The 19,166-nt window shown below is 60.2% G+C and carries 19 protein-coding genes and 1 pseudogene; 8 read left to right on the forward strand and 12 right to left on the reverse strand.

The window, feature by feature from the left end:
* The first annotated feature begins 107 nt into the window (after positions 1-107).
* The 8 genes and pseudogenes from ACE4RL_RS03180 (at position 108) to ACE4RL_RS03215 (ending at position 7,630) form a co-directional block, all read left to right on the forward strand.
* Positions 108-764: a hypothetical protein gene (locus tag ACE4RL_RS03180; RefSeq protein ID WP_375599086.1), complete on the forward strand. Its 657-nt coding sequence runs from the start codon at positions 108-110 to the stop codon at positions 762-764.
* Between the two features lie 58 nt (positions 765-822).
* Complete coding sequence (locus ACE4RL_RS03185; RefSeq protein ID WP_375599087.1) at positions 823-2,520, forward strand: type IV secretory system conjugative DNA transfer family protein; 1,698 nt, start codon at positions 823-825, stop codon at positions 2,518-2,520.
* 18 nt (positions 2,521-2,538) lie between these two features.
* Positions 2,539-3,003 (forward strand): hypothetical protein, encoded by a 465-nt coding sequence (locus ACE4RL_RS03190; RefSeq protein ID WP_375599088.1) that lies wholly within the window; start codon positions 2,539-2,541, stop codon positions 3,001-3,003.
* A 4-nt stretch (positions 3,004-3,007) separates the two neighbouring features.
* The gene (locus ACE4RL_RS03195) at positions 3,008-3,730 is read left to right on the forward strand and encodes a hypothetical protein (RefSeq protein ID WP_375599089.1); all 723 of its coding nucleotides are present in this window, start codon (positions 3,008-3,010) and stop codon (positions 3,728-3,730) included.
* Positions 3,731-3,769: 39 nt separating this feature from the next.
* On the forward strand, positions 3,770-4,324 hold the full coding sequence (locus ACE4RL_RS03200) for a hypothetical protein (RefSeq protein ID WP_375599090.1): 555 nt from the start codon (positions 3,770-3,772) through the stop codon (positions 4,322-4,324).
* A gap of 175 nt (positions 4,325-4,499) precedes the next feature.
* Positions 4,500-4,787, forward strand: coding sequence for a hypothetical protein (locus tag ACE4RL_RS03205; RefSeq protein WP_375599091.1), 288 nt, complete (start codon positions 4,500-4,502; stop codon positions 4,785-4,787).
* Positions 4,784-5,620, forward strand: a pseudogene (gene mobF, locus ACE4RL_RS03210) (MobF family relaxase); the annotation flags it as partial. The gene ACE4RL_RS03205 and the pseudogene mobF, both read left to right, overlap by 4 nt.
* A gap of 210 nt (positions 5,621-5,830) precedes the next feature.
* The gene (locus tag ACE4RL_RS03215) at positions 5,831-7,630 is read left to right on the forward strand and encodes an ATP-dependent RecD-like DNA helicase (protein WP_375600228.1); all 1,800 of its coding nucleotides are present in this window, start codon (positions 5,831-5,833) and stop codon (positions 7,628-7,630) included.
* A 524-nt stretch (positions 7,631-8,154) separates the two neighbouring features.
* Here ACE4RL_RS03215 and ACE4RL_RS03220 read toward each other — a convergent pair.
* From ACE4RL_RS03220 to ACE4RL_RS03275, 12 genes are all read right to left on the reverse strand, one after another.
* Positions 8,155-8,706 carry a gamma carbonic anhydrase family protein gene (locus tag ACE4RL_RS03220; RefSeq protein WP_375599092.1) on the reverse strand — a complete coding sequence of 184 codons (552 nt, stop codon included), beginning with the start codon at positions 8,704-8,706 and terminating at the stop codon, positions 8,155-8,157.
* A gap of 10 nt (positions 8,707-8,716) precedes the next feature.
* Positions 8,717-9,169, reverse strand: a complete 453-nt coding sequence (locus ACE4RL_RS03225) for a DMT family transporter (RefSeq protein ID WP_375599093.1) — start codon at positions 9,167-9,169, stop codon at positions 8,717-8,719.
* Positions 9,166-9,648: a DMT family transporter gene (locus ACE4RL_RS03230; protein WP_375599094.1), complete on the reverse strand. Its 483-nt coding sequence runs from the start codon at positions 9,646-9,648 to the stop codon at positions 9,166-9,168. The genes ACE4RL_RS03225 and ACE4RL_RS03230 overlap by 4 nt, the downstream gene beginning before the upstream one ends.
* Positions 9,645-11,330 carry a D-lactate dehydrogenase gene (gene dld / locus ACE4RL_RS03235; RefSeq protein WP_375599095.1) on the reverse strand — a complete coding sequence of 562 codons (1,686 nt, stop codon included), beginning with the start codon at positions 11,328-11,330 and terminating at the stop codon, positions 9,645-9,647. The genes ACE4RL_RS03230 and dld overlap by 4 nt, the downstream gene beginning before the upstream one ends.
* A 51-nt stretch (positions 11,331-11,381) precedes the next feature.
* The gene (locus tag ACE4RL_RS03240) at positions 11,382-12,107 is read right to left on the reverse strand and encodes an RraA family protein (protein WP_375599096.1); all 726 of its coding nucleotides are present in this window, start codon (positions 12,105-12,107) and stop codon (positions 11,382-11,384) included.
* 56 nt (positions 12,108-12,163) lie between these two features.
* Positions 12,164-13,339, reverse strand: coding sequence for an ABC transporter ATP-binding protein (locus ACE4RL_RS03245; RefSeq protein ID WP_375599097.1), 1,176 nt, complete (start codon positions 13,337-13,339; stop codon positions 12,164-12,166).
* A 20-nt stretch (positions 13,340-13,359) separates the two neighbouring features.
* The gene (locus ACE4RL_RS03250) at positions 13,360-14,256 is read right to left on the reverse strand and encodes a carbohydrate ABC transporter permease (RefSeq protein ID WP_375599098.1); all 897 of its coding nucleotides are present in this window, start codon (positions 14,254-14,256) and stop codon (positions 13,360-13,362) included.
* Positions 14,243-15,214 carry a carbohydrate ABC transporter permease gene (locus tag ACE4RL_RS03255; protein ID WP_375599099.1) on the reverse strand — a complete coding sequence of 324 codons (972 nt, stop codon included), beginning with the start codon at positions 15,212-15,214 and terminating at the stop codon, positions 14,243-14,245. The genes ACE4RL_RS03250 and ACE4RL_RS03255 overlap by 14 nt, the downstream gene beginning before the upstream one ends.
* A 113-nt stretch (positions 15,215-15,327) precedes the next feature.
* A complete protein-coding gene (locus tag ACE4RL_RS03260) occupies positions 15,328-16,671 on the reverse strand; it encodes an ABC transporter substrate-binding protein (RefSeq protein ID WP_375599100.1) in 1,344 nt (447 codons plus the stop codon).
* 329 nt (positions 16,672-17,000) lie between these two features.
* Positions 17,001-17,297: a YciI family protein gene (locus ACE4RL_RS03265; RefSeq protein ID WP_375599101.1), complete on the reverse strand. Its 297-nt coding sequence runs from the start codon at positions 17,295-17,297 to the stop codon at positions 17,001-17,003.
* 10 nt (positions 17,298-17,307) lie between these two features.
* Positions 17,308-18,213, reverse strand: coding sequence for an NAD(P)-dependent oxidoreductase (locus tag ACE4RL_RS03270; RefSeq protein WP_375599102.1), 906 nt, complete (start codon positions 18,211-18,213; stop codon positions 17,308-17,310).
* 3 nt (positions 18,214-18,216) lie between these two features.
* On the reverse strand, positions 18,217-19,122 hold the full coding sequence (locus ACE4RL_RS03275) for an amidohydrolase family protein (protein ID WP_375599103.1): 906 nt from the start codon (positions 19,120-19,122) through the stop codon (positions 18,217-18,219).
* Positions 19,123-19,166 lie beyond the last annotated feature (44 nt).

Below are 19,166 nucleotides of genomic sequence, written 5' to 3' on the forward strand. Positions count from 1 at the left end.
ACCCCCAGAAGAAGAAGAGAATTCCCTGATTTAGAGCTCATTGGGCTGAGCGGAACGCAAGTCCGTACAGCCCCTCAAGGTTTAGAACTCAGATCGGAGACTTCTTCATGGCTATCAATTTTTCCCAGTTCGAGCAGCTTTCTCGTCATGACAAGCTTAAGCAATTCACCTCCAACTTGGCGTTGCGCATTGCGGTTCACGAGGCTGGCCACGTCCTTTTTGCCTTGCAGCACGGCCGCAATGCATCGGTGAAACTGCCGGCGCTTGAGGACACCCTCCGCTCCACGCGATTCGACATGGATGCTCAAACGGCATTTTCGGCACGAGGATTGAGCGACGAGGCGCTGCTCGACATTGTGCTCGGCGGCTTTTGCGCCGAACGCGCGTACCTCCGAATGCCGAGCTTCAGCCGCGGGGCACACCGTGCCGCGAACGACTGTCTTGCATTGATTTCGAGGCTGGCAAACCCCTTCGTGCTTGCACCTGGAATTTCTATTCCGGTTCACCGGCGTCCAAGCTCGTCACTTCCTCTGATCGTCCACCAGAGCGCTCGTCTTCAATATGCTCAACACCGACTTCTCCTCGGCGATTCTGACGAGGCCAATGCCATCGTGCTGGGGATCATGAACTTGCCCGTCGCGCGCCAAACACTGCGCGAGCTCAATGCACGTCGGGACGAGCTCATCAATATCGCAGGACGGCTGTTCCAATCGTGGGAAGCAAACAAGTTCGACGTCACGGACGTATCCGTCACCGCTGCCTAACCTGGCGTGCCTGATCCGGCGCCATTGGCGCCGGTTCCCGATCTGGAGGAGTTTTGCCATGGAATTCAAACAAAGACTTTCGCTGCTCGCAACAGCTTCGGTTGCCGCCACGACATTCACCGTGGTTGGTCTGCCTTTGGTATCCGCGCTGAGTCATGGCTTCAACCCCGCGACGTGGCCTGCAGAGGCCATCCAGCCAGCCGATTGGCTCAACGCAGTTGGCAAACTCAATACCTCGGTGGTCATTGCGAACTATGCTGCCTTGTTTGAAGGAAACGCGTCGGCCTTCGCCGGCGGCGGGCGAGCCCAATTCTGGGGTCTGCTTGCGTCTTGCGCGGCTCTGCCAATCCTTCAAATTCTCAGCACAAGGTCCCAAAGTAACTACAACCGAGATGTCAGCGGGCAGCTCGGGAACGCGAGGTGGGCAAACGCGAAAGAAAAGGCCCGCATGTCGCGCGGCCTCGAAATCGGCATCGATCCAGATAGCAAGAAGCCCATTCGCATTGCCCTCGAAAGCAATGCCCTGACGATTGCTCCTCCACGGTCAGGTAAAACGTCCGGCCTGATCGTTCCAAACTTGCTTGCTGCAGATGACAACGCCTGGTCCGGCGCCGCATTTGTCATTGACGTCAAAGGCGAGATCTTTGCGGCAACGGCGCGGCGTCGGCGCCAGCTTGGACGAAAGCCAGTGTGCTTGGATCTGCGTCGAGGGGCCCCGCGCAGTCATCGTTGGAACCCGCTGCAGGGCATTGCTGTCAACAATGCCGAGCGATTGCTCGCCATGGCCCGTGTTCTCGTCGTCGAGGGCGGCGCGAATAATGCCTATTTTTCCGAACGCGCCGTTGATTTTCTGGCGGGCACTATGGCCGCCGAACTGCTCGATGCATCACGCAATGACCGGTCGCCAACGATGCAGAACGTCGCGCGTCTCATGAGTTCGCCTGACGAATTGCTGGCTATTGCCGAAACCGGTGAGAGCCAGATTCTGCGCTCGCTCTGCGGCGACCTGCGGCTCGATGAGCGCAGTCGCGATCAGATTATTTCGACGGCAAAGACGGCCGTCGCCTGGCTGCATGACGAACGGTTTGGCGCACTCACATCACAGAGCACCTTCGCCATGGCCGACGTTGTTGCCGGTCGGCGCGATCTCTTTGTCATCGTTCCGCCCAACAGCATGCGGCTCCTCGCACCGCTGATTCGTCTGCTTTTGGCTGATCTGATGGCCCGCGCCCTGACCGATCGCAAGGCCGGTGATGATCGCCTCCTGGTTTTGATCGACGAGGCAGCGGCCTTGGGACGATTTCCTGAGCTCGAGGTGGCTATCGGATTGCTGCCCGGCCTGGGGTTGAGTTTCTGGACCCATTGGCAATCCAGGCATCAAGGAAGCTCCTTATACAAAACTGGTTTTCAGGTGTTTTTGGACACTGCCGAGGTGATCACCGTTTCCGACTTTTCATCCTTTGGATCCGATGCCGAAGATATTTCCAAGGCACTTGGTAATTTCACAGCCTTTGTCGAGGGCACAAGCGACCAGCAATCAGCATCAGGCAAGTCGTCAAGCAAGAACCGCGTCAAACAGGCGGTTCCCTTGATGACCCCGGAAGCGCTCAGAACAATGCCTGCCGACGAGATGATCGTGCTGCTCAATTCCAAGCGGTACAGCCGCCACCCTCTGCGCCTCAAAAAGCTTCGCTACTTTGAGGACGCCCGGTTTGCCGGCCTCTATCGGGACGTCAAACCGACCAAGGCGCTCTAGCTCCCCCGGCAGGACAACATGACCAAGATCGATACCAATAAACTTGCGGCCAGCGTGGCCCGCGAGCAGGCCAAACGCACGCCGCGCCCAGGCTCAAACGCCATGGCGATCATCCGGGCAAACCTCAGCGCTATCGAGGCTTTGCGTAGCCAGGGCTTCACCTGGGCGGCTATTGCCGCCGGATTTGCCGCACAAGGCGTCGCCCATCGCGATGGGCACCCACTCACCGGTAGGCGCCTCACGGCGCTGATCGACAGCATTCGGCGGCAAGATGCCCAACGCCTTGCTCGACAAGACAAGCGCCTACGTCGCGCCGATCTGGCGCGCGCGCCGCCGCGGCCAAAAGCGGGTCAAACCGCGCTTGCGCCGGAACTCCAGAGTCCAGCAGCAGCGCCTGAGACAACGCCATCTGGCGAGGCCGAAGATGCCATTCGCCGTCAACAGTTCGAAGCGACCAGGTCGCTCTTCAAGAAAAAGGAATAGAAAAATGCCCAAAGTGCTTTGTGTCGGTCAGGATAAAGGCGGGGCAGGCAAGAGTCTGGCCGCCCGTGCCCTCGCCGAGGCCGTTCCCTCCGCCCCGATCATCGAAGTTGACTCCACGCGGCGTCTGCTCGAACTCGAGCACCGCACGAGCTTCTTCCCCATGCGCGCTGAGCGCTCGGAAATCGAACGCACCGGTGGAAGGGCCGCCCGCGCAGAATTCGATGACGTTATCAATGCCATCGCTTCGGCGACCGAGCCGACGATTGTCGATATTGGCGCCAATACCGGCAAGTCTCTCCTGTCGATCCTGGCCGATCTTGCCCCTGACCTTGCCGAAGGCGGCATTCAGCTTGGCCTGCTTGTCATCGTCACCAACGAACCTGGCGCGATCGCCGAGGCGTCGCCCCTCCTGACAACAGCCAAAGCCTTCGATGCCAGCTTTGTCCTCGAAAACCGTCTGCGCGGGCCTATCGATCCTGCCACTCTCAAAGCCATTGCGGGGTCCCGTCCCGTAAGTGTGCTCCCCGAGTTCAACCTTGAGGATCAGGCTCAGCAGATCCTCCAAGGTGCAGGCTTGGTCGCTGCCGAACTGGTGGATGCCAAAAAGCTCACTGAGCTCCATGGCATTGCACTTGGCGCCCGCATCCGTCGCGATCTCACTGCGCTGCGGCTGGGTGCGATGCAGGCCGTGCGCAAACCCGCCGAATGGCTTGTGAGTGGGGCTTAGGCCCCCTCACTTCTTCCCCATTTTCTAATGGAACACACCATGACCCAAGTTGATAACAGAATTGACGGCGCACGCCGCATGGCCACAGCCGCCCAGGCGGATGTCAATGCCATTAGCGACAAGCTGCTCGCGGACCTCCTCGAGCGCCCTTTCCGGGAGGCGGCGAATTTTACCGAAGATCCCCGACTGACACCGTCTGCCCGGTCCAAATTGCGCGCGCATGTAAACAAGCGCCTTTCTGCTCGTTCGCGGGTGCGCACCGAGCCAGTCAAGCAGGCCCTTGCTGCAGTTCGGCCGGTTTTGGGCTGGGCGCTTCGTCACCCGGTGATGTTGGTGAGTGCCTTCGCAGCCATGCTCTGTTTTGGCATTGCCGTGTCGAACACGCCGACCATCATCGACATTGGGCGCTTTCCGAACGTGCCGGAGTTGCGTTGGTCAGACGGTTCCGTTCAGACGCTGGACGACGTCTATGCCGTTGTCGGTCACCGTCCGGGCGAGTGGTTGATCCGGGTCTGGCGGCCGTTTCGTGGTTACGAGACAATTGCCGTGCCCCAGGGCGACTTGGTGTCCGCTCGTGGGGATTTGGGAAGATGAGGCGATGTCCCACAAGTTCCCACAAGGTCCCACCAACTCACCACCAGGTTCCCACCGAAAAACCACAGGGAAAGGGCTTTCACACCTCACGCACTGAAGGTGCCCATGGCCGTTCGGACGGCATAGGGCGCCTTCATGAGCCCTAAATCCCCGTTTGATCAGAAAGATTCTAACCATGACCAGTCTGAAATCCATCACCATCAAACTTGAGCCGCCACTGATGGAGGCGCTCTCTCGAGCGGCGGTGACGTCTGGTCTTACCCTCGAGCAAATGGCCGTTGACGCCATTGAGCAGCAGTTCGAGGTCGCCTTGCGCCATCGCGTCCTCCTCTCCCGCCTTGAACAGATGGACGAGCACATTGTTGCCCTGGCGGAATTTGTCGGTGAAGTTAGTGCGCAGCCGACCGAAACCCAGATTGGCAGTATTTGCCGCTTTCGTTCCGGCGATGGTGATAGCGCTTGACCGCCACGCTTCATCGGCTGGGCACCGGACGGGAGGCCGGGCTCTACTATACCAATGATGCCGCAAGGGAAGCGCGCCCTCGCAATCGGGATGAATATTATACGTCCGATGGCGGCGGGGTCTGGCATTCGACCGGTCAGACCATTGTCACGCATGGATCCCACGTCACTGCGGAGACATTTCAGGATCTGTGCGCCGGTTTTGATCCCAGGACTGGAAAGGCTTTGGTTCGCGGCGCAGGCGAAAGGCACCGGGCAGGATTCGATCTAACCTTTACGTCGGGCAAATCGGTATCAGTTCTCTGGATGTCCGGAACGGCCGAACAGCGAGCCTTCATTGAGCGTTGCCATGGCGCGGCCGTGGATCGAGCACTCAAAATCCTGATTGATGAGAACCTTGTCGTTGTTCGGCACGGCGCGGGCGGCAAGCATCGCGAAACACCGTCAGATCTGATTGTCGCCAAGTTCGACCACTTTACGACCCGGGCCGGCGACCCAAATCTTCATACGCACAGTGTCATCCTAAATGTTGCGGGGCGCTCAAGTGCCTCTGATCGCTATGCTTCAAACTATCTGACGCTCGAGCCCGAAAACCTCTTTCGCGCCCAGCTGATGCTCGGGGCGGCCTTTCGCTCTGCCCTGGCGTCGCAGCTGGCCGAGGCCGGATTTTCGTTTCGACCTGCTGGCCAGGGACAGTGGGAAATTGCCGGGATCCCACAGGACCTTCTCGAGACCTTTTCCAAGCGCTCCCACGACATTGAAGACCTTGTCGGACGCGAGGCAAGCGCTGCGCAAAAACAGATTGCGGCATTGAATACCCGTGCAGCCAAGGAAACCGTCCTCACTGGCCAAGAGCTTGAGGCGGATTGGCAAAGACAGTTGCGCGCATCTGGCCATTTGCCCTGGGATCTGGCTCAACATCCCACTGCAACTCAATCGGGGCCCGAGCAGGACGTCGCGCTTTCCGAATTCCAGGAGCCGCCGGCCATCCCCGGATCAACGCCAGTCGCTATGGCAGCGTCCGAACTATTCCGGACGGAGAGCGTGCTCGACAGACAAAAGCTGCTCGAAAAGGCCTTCGTTGCCGCCAGCCTGCAAGGACGTGGACCAGACGCCGTCTATGCTGAGCTCAATACCCTTGAATCTTCGGGCACCTTGCTCAAGCTCGATGTTGAACACTGGACCACTCCGGAAATTGCGCAAATGGAAGCGGCGATGCTGCGCGCAGCGGATCGCCCCCGTGAACGCGATTGGGTCAAACCGGATTGTCTGGAAATGACACTGACGCAGGCACCACATCTTGGTCAAGAGCAGGTCGAGGCGGTCCGTTTGGCTTGCAGCGCAGACGGTGTGAGCCTGATCGAGGCTGGGGCGGGAACAGGCAAGACAACCATTGCCGAAGCCATCACCATGGCGGCACGTCAATCCAATCTCCAGCTTGTCGGTCTTGCGCCGAGCTGGATTGCAGCGGACGAACTGTCAGCCTCAACGGGAATAGACGGCCAGGCCATTGCGAAGTGGCGGCACGACTTGGCCATTGGAACTGCTGTACCCCTTTCATCGGACACGCTCATTCTGGTCGATGAAGCGGGGATGATTGGCACTGCGGATATGTCAGCCATTCTTTCGGCCGCCAAAGAGGCGGGCGCCAAGGTCATTCTGCTTGGAGATCGCAGACAGCTTCAGTCCGTCAGCGGAGCTTCTGCTCTAGTTGCCGTGGCCGACATTCTCGAAAGAACCGCCACACTGAACGGTGTACGGCGTCAGCAGGTTGATTGGCAAAGGGCTGCCTCCACTTTGATGGCGCGGGGCGAGACGGAAGCGGGCCTCCGCGCCTATGCCCGTCATGGGTGTATTGACCTGGTCAGCGGTGAAGACGCAGCGCGCACTGCGACAGTTGAGAAATGGTCGGAGCTGCGTCACCGACTGGGAGATGATGTCCTGATTGTCACCCGGCGCAATATCGACGTCATAGCGATCAACTCACAGGCCCGATTGGCTCTTCGGCAGGAAGGCAAGATCGCCCCCGACGAATTTTTGCTGCCCTCGATCGGCCGGGACGACAAGAAGCGCGAGATGGCAATCAGTGTTGGAGACAGGGTAAGATTCGGCGAGGCAATACCTCGCTTTGGTGTTCGCAATGGTACTGTGGCTCTCGTTCAGGCCATTGAGGAGGATGTCGGGGCCGAAACGCGGATCCAGCTTCGATTAGAGAATGGAGAGACAATCTCCTCGCGATGGGGCGATTTTGTCCGGCCGCGTCTGGGTCGGCAGAGCGCAGTCCCGAAGATCAGCCACGCCTATGCAGGCACGGCATACGCAGCTCAGGGACGGACTGCCGCCGGGACCATTTTTCATGTTGGTGGCAAGACCGACGCCCGGGACATCTATGTCGGGCTGACCCGGCATCGACAGGACGCCCATGCTGTCGTTGAGTCTGGCAGGCTCGATGCCGCCTGCCGGCTTCGACAGGACGATGGACGGATTACGCCCACCAGTACCGCGATGCTCGAGAGACTATTTTCTGAAAGTCGGCAATATCGCGAAAAGGCCAATGTGTTGGACTATGTCGACGGTCGCAACGACTTCATCGCGACCGGAAAGGTGTCTGTTTCAGAACCCGACAACTGTTGGTCTATTGGCTCAGCGCTGAGGGCCAGCTTGCAGTTGTCAAATTTGGCACGACCGTTCCAGACCCTTTGGCGGATTGTGTCATCCGTGGTGTCGCCGGAATTGAAAATGCGAACGCCCCTTCCAGAACACTTCCGTACTCTTCGACAAGACATTAATCAGCGGCACGACGCTAGGGAGCGGGATGCTCGACGGCCACACTACGAGTTTTGATCTGCCTTTCTGTGAGGTGTCGGCTTCGACGACAGCGTTGCCTTGTCCAGGCTCTGTATGAACGTGCAGCAAGAATGAGCACGCGGTGTGTCTCAGCAAGGTCGGTCAGGTTCAAAGCGGACCATCGGCAACGCGCCCCATTCGAGACATTCAGTTGGTGATAACGCTTCCCTGTTAACTGCCATTCCTGCCGCGGCAGGCCGATGTTGTTTTGGGGGCGGATAGGCGGGCTATGGCCAGACTTGGAGGGGAACGATTTAACGGTAGCTATCCGCTCCCGGCGACCGAAATGCTACCGCCCGCTGCTAATCGACAACGCGTCCCGTTCTGGTCGGTCAGCGCGGGGTCATGACATCCCGAAGGCTGCTATGCGGTAAGCAAGACACATCTGTGGACTGCGCCGGAATCCATGGACCGACGAATCTGCGCTACCCAGACCATTATGGCGCGATTATCCGATCGCCGCCGGTTTCTATGTTCCGGCTAAAGGCCAGCCATTGCGCTAAATTGCGAATGCAACGCAGCTAGGTCGGATCAAACTGATTTCGGTAAGATAGGGGAACCAACCCCGCGGCAAAGCGACACGCATTGCGGACATAGCTTTCCGCTGATCTCCGCAGGCCAGCTATCGCCTCGTCATCGAGCATTCGGACAACCTTACCGGGGGCGCCGAGGACCAGCGAGCCGGCCGGAATCTCTTTGTTCTCGGTGATCAGCGCACCAGCTCCAATGAGGCAGTTCTCCCCAATGCGGGCACCGTTCAGCACGGTGGCGCCCATGCCGATCAGCGTGTTGTTGCCGATGGTACAGCCATGGAGCATGGCCTTATGCCCGATCGTGCAGCCGCTGCCGATGGTAAGGGGGTAGCCCATGTCAGTGTGAAGGACGGTGTTCTCCTGAACATTGCTCCCCGCGCCGATGGTGATCGGCTCATTGTCGCCGCGGGCAATGACACCGAACCAGACACTGGCATCGGATTGCACGATGACCCGACCCAGGAGAACTGCGGTTGGCGCAATCCAGGCCACATCGGGGTCGATCAGGGGGGCTACGCCGTCGAGCGAATAGGTGGTCAATTTTTTTCCCTCACTTCCGGGGGTGGACATTGGGCCGAGACTGGAGCCTTCCGCGCGACAGGAACATGCCCGCCAGGATGAGTACCACTCCCACAAGCCGCGCCCATGGGGAACCAGGGACGGATTGCAGAATGTCCAAGGCAACCCCGGACAGCATCTGGCCGCTGATCAGCAGCAGCGTCGTCCGAACTGCGCCGAGGCGCAGGATCAGCCAGCTGCTGCCAGCAACAAAAAGCACGCCGAGCGCGCCGCCCAGATAGGCCTGCCAGGGCGCCACGAAGGCGCTAAGCTGGCGGTATTCGCCCAGAACCAGCGCCACCAGGGTTAGGAGGGCGAACCCCACCAAGTGGTTGACGAAGGAAGCGCGCAACGGAGAAGTGTGAAGGGCTAGGGTACCGTTGACCTGCCGGTTGATGCCGACCAGGAAGCCGGATGACAGGGCCAGGCTAATGGCAAGCATCATGGCGACAGGCTTGAGCCGAAGTGGATGATGACGAGGCTCCCGGCAACGATGAGCCCAATAGGTACCATTTCCGCGAGGACCAGGGCGCGACGCGGCAGGCCGAGAAAGCCCCACCGGTCGGCGGCCAGTACAAACAGCATCTGCCCCGACAAGGCGACGGCCTGCGTGCCCGAAAGGGCAAGGCCGGCATTGACGGCCGTGGAACTCAGCATGACATTGACGGCGCCCGTGCAGCCGCCGAGAAAAGCCCATAACGGTGGCCGACCCTCAGGCACTGCGCGATCGGCGGGCCTGAAACGGGAGAGCAGCAACAGAAGCACGATGGCGGCAAACGTGCCGGTTCCGTGCACGATCCACGATCCCAGCAGAGGGCCGCCCTGCCCGATCAGTTCACTGTTGAAGAACAACATGATGGTGGGCAGGCAGCCAGTGCCGAAGGCGACGACGAACAGGGCCGGGAGAGAAGCGGAACGAGTCATGCTGCCCAGTACTTCTTGCGCGGGGTCTTGCCGATGCCTGGATTGAAACTGTTGGTCGGATCGAGCTGGCGGTAGAATTGCCGCAAGGCAGGTTTGGCCTCGTAAAGGTGACCCACATTGTGCTCGGCCGGGTATTCGGCGCCACGGGCATCCAGAATTTCGAGCATAGCAGCCTCGATGGCGTGAAGGTCTTCGCCACGCCGCACCAGATATTCCTGGTGCAGGACGTGGCAGAAGAAGTGCCCGCAATACATCTTGCGCACAAACAGCTTCTCGAGTTCGGCCGGCAGTGTTTCGAACCAGTCGAGCGTGTTGCGCGGCAGGGCGATGTCGAGAGCGACGATATCCTCGACCTCATCGGGGTGAACGTCGCGGAAGCGAACCACGGAGCCGCCGACCGCAAAGCGGTTGAGATAGGCACACCTGCCCTCCTCCGGCGTGCATTCGAAGAACGCCCCGCTTTGCGTGGGGAAATGCCGGGAAAGATAGTCCCTCGCCTCGGCAATGCCGTCTCCCCCCATCCGGAGCATCAGATGGTGCTCGTATCGGTCTCGATAGGCGTTGAGGCGAGGTGGCAGATGTTCGGGCAGGAGACCGACAAGGGTCTGAATCATGCGGTCGGTAACATGCCCGCCAAGCCCGATCTTCTCGGTCAGGCCGTCAAGCCAGCTCTTGGTGGCGTAGGCCTTGGGCACATGGTCGGTGCCCAGGTGCTTGACGAAGAGGAAAAGGTCCTTGCCATAGCGCTGCGACAGCTCATAGGCGCCACGATGCATGTATTCGCCCGCAATGGGCATGTTGGCGAAGCCCGAGAGAATGTGCCGGCGCACCATGGCCAAATCGGCCGGATCGTTGCTGCCGATATAGAACACGGCCGCGTCCCGGTCGGCTTCGAACGTATCGAGGCGCAGGGCAAAGACCGCGACCTTTCCGGCCGAACCGGAGGCTTCGTAGTGGCGGCGCGGATCGGCATTGAAGCGCGCGGGGGTGGATGCATCAACGTCCCGAACGTGGTCGTGATAGCCGCGATCGGAGGCCCATTGATTGCCGTCGTCGCCCACATCGGCCGCCGAATAGTCACCCCGGTCAAGGCGAGACAGGATGGTTTGGGGATCGGCGCCCAATTCGATGCCCAGATGATTGACCAGGTGCAGGCGGCCCGCGGCATCGATCTGGGCGAACAGGGCCAGCTGCGTATAGGCGGGACCGCGGCGGATCAGCGATCCCCCCGAATTGTTGCAGACGCCGCCGATGACCGAGGCCCCGATGCACGAGGAGCCGATCACCGAATGCGGCTCGCGACCGATCAGGCGAAGCCGCTTTTCGAGCTTGTCGAGCGTTGCGCCGGGAAGGCACAGCACCTGCTGTCCTTCATCCAGCAGGTCAATCCGATCCAGGCGCAGCGTGTTGATGATGACAATGGGGCGGTCGTAGCCGTCACCATCCGGTGTCGAGCCACCGGTCAGGCCAGTATTGGCAGCCTGGCAGATGACGATGACATCCGCCTCGGTGCAGGCCTGAAGCACGCGCCACTGCTCGAGCAAGGTGCCGGGACGAACCACGGCGAGAACCTTGCCTTCCCCGAAGCGGTAACCCTTGCGAAAGCGGCGCGTCTTCCGATCCCCGACAAGGACGTGGCGGGAGCCAACGATGTTCCGGAACAGTGAAAGGAGCGGCTGCATGATCTTCGGGGTGTGGTGGCAGGCGCCCCGGGGCACCTGCCAAAGTACTGCTTACCAGGGTCGTTCTTCGAGCTCGACCGTCTTGTCCATTGGCATGCCGAGCTTCTCGTAGAAGGCGCGACGCATGCGGCGATCCTTGTCCTGGACGCGCCAGGCGCGCTTGGCGATTTCTTCGCCATCCTCCTGCGGGATGACGACGATGCCGTCATCGTCGGCAATCACGCCGTCGCCGGGGCGCACATAGACACCGCCGCAGGTAATGGGCTTGCCCATGGACGACAGTTCCAGGCGACCGGCCATATGGCGCATCGAGCGCACCGAGCAGAAGACCGGGTCCTTCTGCATGATGCATTCGCCCGAGTCACGGCAGGCGCCGTCGATCACGAAGCCTACCGAACCCTTGACGCGCGCGTCGAGCAGGTTGTTGGAGCCGAGCAGGCCGCAACGCGACTGCTTGGTATCGATCACATGCACTTCGTCCGGGGCACCGAAGCTATGGCCGGCCGGCCACAAGGCATCGGGATGGCTGGAGCGGTCGGGGTTGCGCTTGTACTGGCGATCATCGAACTCATCGTAGCTCATGGCCGGGATGGTGCGATTGATGATGTTGAACTCGGCGGTGGTGGCGATGCCGGCGAAGAAAACACCCGGAAAGAGCGGCCGAAGGCGCGGATCCATCTCATAGGTATTCATGTAGCCCATGGAATCCAGGGCGTCGGTGACGTCTGATGTACGTACCTTGCGGAGAATCTCAAGCGTGCTGGAACTGATCGTCATTGCATTTTCCTTTGCGTGGGACTTTGCCACGGCCAATTGGCCGGCCGCGGCGCGTTTCAGTCGAGGATGGTGAGACCGGTCTCGCCATCGAAGTAATGCATACGGGACGTGTCGAGACGGACCGTGACCGTCTGCCCGAGCCGCACGCTGCTCTTGGCCGTGAAGCGGGCGACGCAGCGGGATTTGCCCTCTTCAACCTTGATTTCATCGAGGCTGTCTGAACTGCGGATGTCGGCCGCCTGGGCGTCTATGCCCAGATGGACGATGACGTCCGAGCCCAGAGCTTCAACCAGACCAACTTCGGCGGTGATGCAGTCAGCAGTCCCGGCCTGGCTGTCATCGGCCTCGGTAATGTCTTCGGGGCGGATACCAACAATGATGCGCTTGCCGGCATAGCGGCCTAGGCCCGGGTGCTCGGCACGGACCTGGGCCGGCATCTTCACAAGATGGCTGCCAAGCCTGACACCGAGACCGTCACCCTGGCCTTCCAGCGTTGCCCAATACAGATTCATCGTCGGGGCACCGATAAAGGCGGCGACGAAGGTATTGACTGGCTTGTTGTAGATGTTCGAGGGCGTATCGATCTGCTGAAGCACCCCATCCTTGAGCAGGGCGACGCGATGCCCCATGGTCATCGCCTCAACCTGGTCGTGTGTCACATAGATGGTGGTGACACCGAGGCGATATTGAAGCGAAGCGATTTCGGCGCGCATCTGTACGCGCAGCTTGGCATCGAGATTGGACAGCGGCTCGTCCATCAGGAAAACGGACGGCTTCCTCACGATGGCGCGGCCCATGGCGACGCGCTGGCGTTGGCCGCCCGATAGCTGGCCGGGCCGGCGCTTGAGGTAAGCCTCGAGCTCGAGCACGCGGGCGGCCTCGGCGACGCGCTTGTCGATCTCGTCCTTGGGCATCCGCGCAATCTGCAGCGGGAAGGCGATATTGTCGTAGACACTCATATGGGGATAGAGCGCGTAGGACTGGAACACCATGGCGATGTCACGATCCTTGGGGTGCACATCATTGACGAACTGATCGCCGATCCACACGGCACCGTCCGTGATCTCCTCGAGACCGGCGATCATCCGCAATGCAGTGGATTTGCCGCAGCCGGACGGGCCGACCAACACCAGGAACTCGCCGTCCTGGACTTCGATGGAGACGTTGTCGACTGCCTTCAGCGTGCCACCGGCATAGGCTTTGGTCAGGTTCTGCAGGGTTACGCTGGCCATGGTATCACTCCGGGCGCTTATTATTTGAAGCCTTGCGTCGCGATGCCCTTGGTGAGCAGGCGCTGTGAGGCGAGGAAAAATCCGAGCACCGGTCCGATGGACACGAGCACCATGGCGAAAAGGCCGCCGAACGAGGATGCCCCGCCACTCGGATCGAGGAACAGGCGCAGGGCTACCGGGACAGTCATGCGACTGGTGTCGGTGAGGTAGATGAGCTGGCTGAAGAAGTCGTTGTAGGTGTTGATGAACGTGAACACAGCCGTGGTTGCCAGCGCCGGCATCGAGAGCGGCAGGATGATGCGCCAGTAGCGCTGCCAGTAGGAGGCGCCATCGACGACCGCTGCCTGCTCCAGTTCGATCGGCAGCGAACGCATGAACTGCACCATCAGGAAGATAAAGAAGGCATCGGTGGCGAGGAATTTCGGCACCACCAGCGGCAGGATGGTGTTCACCCAGCCGATATTGAGGAAGAAGATGTACTGCGGGATGAGCTGCACGTGGATCGGCAGCATCATGGTGAGCAGCATAACACCGAACAGCCACCACTTGCCGCGAAACTCGAGACGGGCGAAGGCATAGGCAGCCATCGAGCACGCAAGCAGGTTGCCCACAATCGCCAGCCCGGCGATTATGAACGAGTTGATGTAGAACTGCGTGAAGGTCAGGTCGCCGTAGAGCTGCCAGCCGCGAATGAAGTTGTCGAGCGTCCAAGTGGTGGGGATGAAACCCATATCGCCGAAGATTTCGGCTTCCGGACGCAGGGCGCTGAACACCATCCAGATGACGGGGTAGAGCATGATGCCCAGAAGGGCAATCAGCAGCCCATGGAGCGCCAGCCCCTTGAGTTGGCGTGCGACAAAACGGCGGCGGCGCTGCTCCGCAAGAAGCTGCGGGTCGAAAGATTTAACGGTCGCCATAGAACACCCAGAAGCGTGCGGACCAGAACATCAGGGCGGTCGCCAAGGCAATGGCGAGCAGCAGCACCCAGGCCATGGCCGAGGCGTAGCCCATCTGCAGGTTCTGGAAAGCCTGTTGGTAGAGATAGAGCGAGTAGAGCAATGTTGAGTCCACCGGACCACCGCGCCCGTTCGACACCACGAAAGCCTGCGTAAACGCCTGGAACGACTGGATCAGCAGCAGCACGGTGTTGAAGAAGATGACGGGCGTGATGAGCGGCAGAGTGATACGACGGAAGCGCTGCCAGGCATTGGCGCCATCAATCGAGGCAGCCTCGTAGTAGCTGTCCGGAATCTGCCGGAGCGCGGCCAGAAAGATGACCATCGAAGCGCCGAACGTCCACACGTTGAGCGTGATGATGGATGGCAGGGCGAAAGTCGGATTGCTGATCCAGCCCCGTCCGGCAATGCCGATGAGGCCGAGCAGGTAATTGACGACGCCGCGCTCGCCAAAGACTTCCTTCCACAACAGACCGATGCCAACCGACGCGCCAATCAGCGAGGGAACGTAGAACAGCGAGCGATAGATTGCCAGACCGCGCAAACCGCGATTGAGCATGACCGCCACGGTGAGCGAGAAAATCAGGATGAGCGGGACCGACCAACCCACAAAGGTCAGCGTGACCCAGATCGACTTGATGAAACGCCGGTCAGCCGTGAACAGGCGTATATAGTTCTCCAAACCGACGAAATTTGGCAGACCAAGAACCGCGTAGTCGGTGAAGCTGAGATACAGCGACGCCAGCATCGGCAGGGTCGTGATCAGCACAATGCCGATGAGCCAGGGAGCCAGGAACAGATAGGCCGCGCGGTTGTCTGCTCGCTTGAGGGCAGAGCCGCCGCGGTCGCGCGGGATTTCGCGTACCGTCGTTGCCGGCTTTGCCGCCGCAGGGGCTTCATAGGTGGAAAGATCGGCCATATCCCCTCCTTGCGGCGGTTCTTGCAACGCCAGATTGTTCATGCCACCGAGTCACGGTGCGTGGTACGCTGCGCGAGGGCTGTGCCCCGCGCAGCTCGGAGTGCAATCGCGAACTACTGGCGGGCAGCGCGCGTGATCTGGTCCTGCAACTCGGCGATCAGCTGGTCCGCTGCATCCTCCGGAGAGAGCTGGCCGAAGGCAACCCCGTCATAGGCGCGGTTCAGGGTATCGGTCAGCGCACCATAGCCGCCGGCGGGCCAGAAGACTGGATCAGCGGTCGAAGCGACCTGCTGGAACAGCTCGATCAGGCGCACCTGGGTCGGCTGCGTCTCCGGGTTGCTGGCCTGCTCGTTCTGCAGAGCTTCGATGGCGACAACGCCATTGTCCGACTGATAGATGCCGGCGGCCTCAGAGTCCTGGGTCCAGTAGTTGATGAACGCGGCGGTGGCCGGGATCTGATCTTCGGGGCAGTTGGCGCCGATCGCGATACCGTTGGCACCAAGGTCCATGCCGACGGTGCCATCAGGGCCAACCGGATAGGGACGGGTGTTGATGGTGGCGCCGGGGTTAACGGTATTGGTCACGGTTTGCACCGAGCCCAACTGATTTGGTGGACGGTTGGTGGCATAGCCACGACCATTTGCAAGATTGGATTCTTCAACCAGTGCGCTGTTCTCGGTGACCATTTCCTCGGGCGACTCAGTCACGCCCTCGTTACGCAGCGCTTCCCAGTAGTTGAACCATGCAATAGCAGTTTCGCGGGTGAAGGTGACGGTGTTGCCGTCGAAAAGGTCCTCGCCATGAGACTGAACCCACGTGACGAAAGCGTCGGGCTCGCGACCCATATTGTGCGTGGCTACCCCATCCGTCAGGCTGGCCTGAACGGCGCGAAGGTGTTCTGCATACTCGTCCCAAGTGTACGGCCATTCGAGGGCTGGAGCGCCTGCGGCGAGCGCGTTTTCGTAAATCTGCTCGTTGTACATAAGCGCGAAATAGAAGACGCCATGCGGGATCATGTAGAGATTGCCGTCGGCGCCGCGGGCCGAATTCAACACTGGTTCGGCGATGCCCGTCGTATCCAGCACGCCAGATTCAACAAGATCGTCGAGCGGGCGCAAGATATCAGGGGTAGCGTAGGTGGCCAGATACCGCGTCTGCATAGTGATAGCGCAAGGCTGGTTGTTGCCTGCGCTCTGAATTGTTAGGCGTTCCCAGTAGGGTGCGAAGTCGGCGGTTTCGCGCGCGACAGTCACCCCAGGATTCTGCTGCTCGAACAGCTGAATGATCCGGTCCGTCTTGTCGTTGCGGACCTGGCCGCCCCACCAACTGAAACGGATGTCGCCCTGCAGGTTGCTATCCTGAGCGGTGACGCCAGCCGGCTGCGCCGCCATGGTTAGGGCCAGGACTGACGCTGCGAGCAGCGGCCTGGTTACCGTCGTCAGAAACTTATTCGGCATGGTTTCCTCCCTTTGAATTTATTTCCACAGGCGCCCGGAACGATGACATCCACGAAATGCCCCGGTGAAATCTCCGGAGATTACGCACCCCCTCCTCAGGATAGCGCTCTCTCACTGCACATTCATTCTTGTATGCAAGAAGCACTACTGTCAACGGTCAGAATTCGTTAATTCGACCTTTCTGTTCATGCGCAAGGTGACCAGAACATCTTTCCTAACGCCGCGTGGGAGTGCAGAATTCGGCGTGAAGCGCCAATTTCTCACGGGCTTGCCCGCTAGAATGACGAGTACTCCTCCACCGCCAATCAAAATTTTTGTATGCAAAGTGCCTAAGATGTGAGGTCCTCGGGCCGCTTCATAAACCAATCCCACCGGGACACATCCAGACTCGCAAATACGCCCTCTGTCCAATATGGGTCGGCGCGGGCATAGCGTTCGGCCGCCTGCTGATCGGAGGCCCGCATCACGATCATGCTCCCAACCGGTTCGCCCGCGGCATCCAGATACGGACCAGCCAGGACCAGATCATCCTCCAGCGCGGCGTAGTAGGCACGGTGCTGCGGACGGAATTGAAGTCGGTCCGCAAGCCCACCGGGCTTGTCCCGGCCACTTACGATGAACAGCATGGTACCCACCTCATTTATGGTCTTCTGCGTTCTGATAGAGACGCGAAACCGAAGCGCCGTCTTCCATGTCGTTGCCCGCATCCGCGTAGCGGTGATACTGCCGTACGGCGACATCAATCAGGGGCAGTCGAAGGCCCAGTCCCTCGACGAAATGCGTCACCGATTTCAGGTCCTTGTTGACCTGGCGCACATAGCTGCGTGGCGGATCAAAGTCCTCCGCGCTCATCTGGGTATAAATTCGCTGCAGGATGGCGCTATCGGCAAGCCCACCCCGGAGGCAGACCGGCAATAGATCCGGATCGATGCCCGCGGCGCGGCAGGTGGCCAGTATCTCGGCCATCAGAATATAATTCGCGCCGACGATTGCTTGGTTGAGAATCTTGGTTTTCTGGCCAGACCCGAGATCACCCATATGGGTGACGTTGCGCCCGATAGCGCGCAGCACGCGCTCTGCCTTGTGGAATATGATGGCGTCCCCGCCCACCATGACAGTCAGTTCGCCTTCACCAGCGGGTTTTGGCCCGCCTGAAATTGGGGCATCGAGCCACCTGGACCCCTTTTCATCCCTGAGACGCTTGGCCAGTCTCACTGTCGCCTCTGGTGAGGTAGTCGACAGATCGATCAGGATTTTGGCGCCCTGCCTTGCCCTTGCAAAGCCAACTTCGCCAAAGCAGACGCTCTCGATGGCATCGTCGCCTAGGACGCAGACCAGAACCACGTCGGACGCTTCCCACACCGCCGCCGGGGACTCCGCCCAACTGGCGCCGCTGTCTTTGACCCGATCGAAATAATCTGGCTGGAGGTTCCAGACGGTCAAGTCATAGCCCCGCTCTCGCAGGCGTCGCGCTATCGGCGCGCCCATTATGCCAAGGCCGACCAAGCCGAGCCGCGGTTTCCTCGAATTGCTTTCCGACACGGCTCAAGTCCTTTCCGGTATGTCAATGCGGTAAAGGCGGGCGGCATTGCCGCAGAACAGCGCATCCTGATCCGCAGCCGGGAAATCGGCGACAATCTCCCGGAACCCATCAAAGATCGTGGCAAAACTGGCGACCAGGCTGTCGACGGGAAAGTTGGACGCAAACATGCATCGCTCGACACCGAATATGTCGATCGTTTCGCGGACAATCGGGCCGTTCGCTTCGACCGTCCAAGGCTGCCCCTTCTGGCCCAGGCCGGAAATCTTGATTGCGACATTGGGGCATCGAGCGACTCGGCGCAAAGCCTGGCGCCAGCCTGAAAGGCCCGCTTCACTCCGGTCGGACGGCAGCGCGGTATGATTGATGACGATCTGAGTTTGCGGAAAGGCCTCGGCCAGGTCGGCTGCTTCTGCCAGGTGCCACCAAGGCGTCTGCAGGTCGAAGCTCAGCCCGTTGGGCGCCAGCAAGGCAAACCCTCGCCGGAAGGCCGGGTCGCCCATGGAACCTTCTGCGCCGACCACGATATCTTCCGCCCGCGCCGCCGACTTGGGTTTGTGCCGGATGCCCCGGACAAAAGGGGTTCGCCCATGGGCTTCAAGCACTAGCTCCGCATCGTCGCGGTCAAGCCACGCCTGGGCGACCATGACGCTGGGCAGGTTCTCCCGCTCCCGAAGGGACGAAACCCATGCAACTTCCCCCAAGGGATCGGCTGGGTTCCATTCGGTCTCAATGAAGACGCTGCCGACAAGCTCATACCTTCCGGCGTCAACCCGGTAGTCAGCAGGCATATAGTTGCGTTTGAGCGCATCGTAATTGCCGTAGCGGAACTTAACTGGCCGGTCGGCCAGCCAGGGAAGATAGTTAGCGTCGAGATCCCAGAAATGCTGATGTGCGTCTATGATCCGCATCGCGTCGACTCCCGGCTTGAGGGGGCCGGATCACCGACCCCCAT

The sequence above is a fragment of the Devosia polycyclovorans genome (genome assembly GCF_042181575.1).
GTDB lineage: Bacteria > Pseudomonadota > Alphaproteobacteria > Rhizobiales > Devosiaceae > Devosia > Devosia polycyclovorans.

What these genes read in the sequence shown, in the direction of transcription:
- ACE4RL_RS03180 (WP_375599086.1), top strand. Translation starts at nt 108, where the DNA reads ATGGCTATCAATTTTTCCCAGTTCGAGCAGCTTTCTCGTCATGACAAG.
- ACE4RL_RS03185 (WP_375599087.1), top strand. Translation starts at nt 823, where the DNA reads ATGGAATTCAAACAAAGACTTTCGCTGCTCGCAACAGCTTCGGTTGCC.
- ACE4RL_RS03190 (WP_375599088.1), top strand. Translation starts at nt 2,539, where the DNA reads ATGACCAAGATCGATACCAATAAACTTGCGGCCAGCGTGGCCCGCGAG.
- ACE4RL_RS03195 (WP_375599089.1), top strand. Translation starts at nt 3,008, where the DNA reads ATGCCCAAAGTGCTTTGTGTCGGTCAGGATAAAGGCGGGGCAGGCAAG.
- ACE4RL_RS03200 (WP_375599090.1), top strand. Translation starts at nt 3,770, where the DNA reads ATGACCCAAGTTGATAACAGAATTGACGGCGCACGCCGCATGGCCACA.
- ACE4RL_RS03205 (WP_375599091.1), top strand. Translation starts at nt 4,500, where the DNA reads ATGACCAGTCTGAAATCCATCACCATCAAACTTGAGCCGCCACTGATG.
- ACE4RL_RS03225 (WP_375599093.1), bottom strand. Translation starts at nt 9,169, where the DNA reads ATGATGCTTGCCATTAGCCTGGCCCTGTCATCCGGCTTCCTGGTCGGC.
- ACE4RL_RS03230 (WP_375599094.1), bottom strand. Translation starts at nt 9,648, where the DNA reads ATGACTCGTTCCGCTTCTCTCCCGGCCCTGTTCGTCGTCGCCTTCGGC.
- dld (WP_375599095.1), bottom strand. Translation starts at nt 11,330, where the DNA reads ATGCAGCCGCTCCTTTCACTGTTCCGGAACATCGTTGGCTCCCGCCAC.
- ACE4RL_RS03240 (WP_375599096.1), bottom strand. Translation starts at nt 12,107, where the DNA reads ATGACGATCAGTTCCAGCACGCTTGAGATTCTCCGCAAGGTACGTACA.
- ACE4RL_RS03245 (WP_375599097.1), bottom strand. Translation starts at nt 13,339, where the DNA reads ATGGCCAGCGTAACCCTGCAGAACCTGACCAAAGCCTATGCCGGTGGC.
- ACE4RL_RS03250 (WP_375599098.1), bottom strand. Translation starts at nt 14,256, where the DNA reads ATGGCGACCGTTAAATCTTTCGACCCGCAGCTTCTTGCGGAGCAGCGC.
- ACE4RL_RS03255 (WP_375599099.1), bottom strand. Translation starts at nt 15,214, where the DNA reads ATGGCCGATCTTTCCACCTATGAAGCCCCTGCGGCGGCAAAGCCGGCA.
- ACE4RL_RS03260 (WP_375599100.1), bottom strand. Translation starts at nt 16,671, where the DNA reads ATGCCGAATAAGTTTCTGACGACGGTAACCAGGCCGCTGCTCGCAGCG.
- ACE4RL_RS03265 (WP_375599101.1), bottom strand. Translation starts at nt 17,297, where the DNA reads ATGCTGTTCATCGTAAGTGGCCGGGACAAGCCCGGTGGGCTTGCGGAC.
- ACE4RL_RS03275 (WP_375599103.1), bottom strand. Translation starts at nt 19,122, where the DNA reads ATGCGGATCATAGACGCACATCAGCATTTCTGGGATCTCGACGCTAAC.